Annotated in this window: 1 protein-coding gene; it reads left to right on the forward strand. The window is 30.5% G+C overall.

The window, feature by feature from the left end; translation table 11 throughout:
* Window positions 1-117: 117 nt before the first annotated feature.
* Window positions 118-1,682: NACHT domain-containing NTPase (locus DXA15_RS24910; RefSeq protein ID WP_158579718.1), on the forward strand; the 1,565-nt coding region annotated here is incomplete at its 3' end.

A 1,682-nucleotide genomic window follows, 5' to 3' on the forward strand; every position in this document is an offset into this window, starting at 1 on the left:
TGATAAATGGAATTATATTGTAAAGGCTTATACGAATATGATCAATATATCAAAAATTTATACACATATTTTGATATTAAGGGATTTTCTCCGCGAGTAAATAACACCTTAGTTCGATTGAATATAGACAAGATATATGTACCATTGAAATTTAAGTTCGATTTTTCAAATAATGTAGATGACAACATCCCAAAAGATAAGAAAACCTCATATGATATTATTACTGCACTAACGAATTTTAATAAGATTGTCATTTTAGGGGATCCTGGTTCGGGAAAATCCACGACTTTGAAGTATTTAGCATATACTATATGTGCACATAGGGCTGGTAATGAGCAATTACAAACATATATCCCAATATATCTAAAAGCAACAGAATTTGCAAAATACCTTTTTGATACGGGACGAAGTTTGTCAGAGTTCATTATAGATATTAATACTAAATACGGTTTGTTATTTTCAAAGATTTTAGAAAACAACAAATTAATTGTGTTAATCGATGGTCTAGATGAGATAAATATCACTAATCAAAGGCATAACGTAGTAGAAAAAATAAATTCTTTCACTGCTCAATATCCTGAAATAAAAATTATAGTCTCTTCTAGAATCGTTGGTTACAAAGAAACACGATTAAGTGGTTACTTTTTCCATTTCGAAGTTGATAGATTTTCCGACAAACAGATATACTTATTCTTAAATAATTGGTATTCATCAATATCTTCGTATTCAGATAATAATCTTGAAAATGCTGCAGAAGAAGCAAGAAAATTATACCGTTCTATAAAACGAAATAAATCTGTATACAGACTGGCACAAAATCCCCTATTAATAACCATTATTGCATTAATATATTATCAAGGAAGTAAATTGCCGGAAAAACGAGTAGCACTATATGAAGTCGCGACATCAACACTACTGGATAATTGGGTTAAACTTAGAGCTAATCAAAAAAATAATATTGATAGAGAAATACTTATTGAACTATTAGCCCTAATAGCCTTTCATATTCATGAGCACTATTCATCTGGTTTAATTCCCGAAAGAGAACTAACTCAAATGCTTACTAATGAATACTCGAAGATATATCCTTATATGCCTCAAAAGGAATTGAAACAAGATGTCAATGATATAATATCATTTCTGAGGGAAGATGCTGGATTTCTATTTGAGAAAGGGTTTGCTGAAAATGGAGAAGCTTTGTTTGGTTTTGTGCACCTAACTTTTCAAGAATACTTTGCGGCTATTGAATTTAACACAAAATGGAAAGAAGGTAGTTTAAGTGGTGGTTTGAAAGATTATGTTTATAATTCGAATTGGGCAGAAGTTGTTAAATTGACAGCATCATTATTTAAGGCAAAAGAACCAGGTAGATTAGGTCGTAGTAATGCAACAAAGTTTATTGCAGATATTTTAAATATAGAGGAGCTACTACCCGAAATAAATCGTCGCTTACATCTTGTGTGTCAGATACTAAGCGAAGATGTTGAAATAGAATTTGATGTACTTAAAAACATCATTGATGAAATTTTCAGTCGTTTATTATCTGTGAAAGATAAAGGTATAGACTTCCATACTTCATTTATAGATGAAACTGTGTTACGTTTGCTTTTAGGTACGAATGGATACCAAGATTATTTACTTGAACGAATATTTGACATATTTCAATCTGACCAGTCTTCAAT

The sequence above is a fragment of the Parabacteroides sp. AM58-2XD genome, assembly GCF_003463685.1.
In the GTDB taxonomy this organism is placed as follows: domain Bacteria; phylum Bacteroidota; class Bacteroidia; order Bacteroidales; family Tannerellaceae; genus Parabacteroides; species Parabacteroides segnis.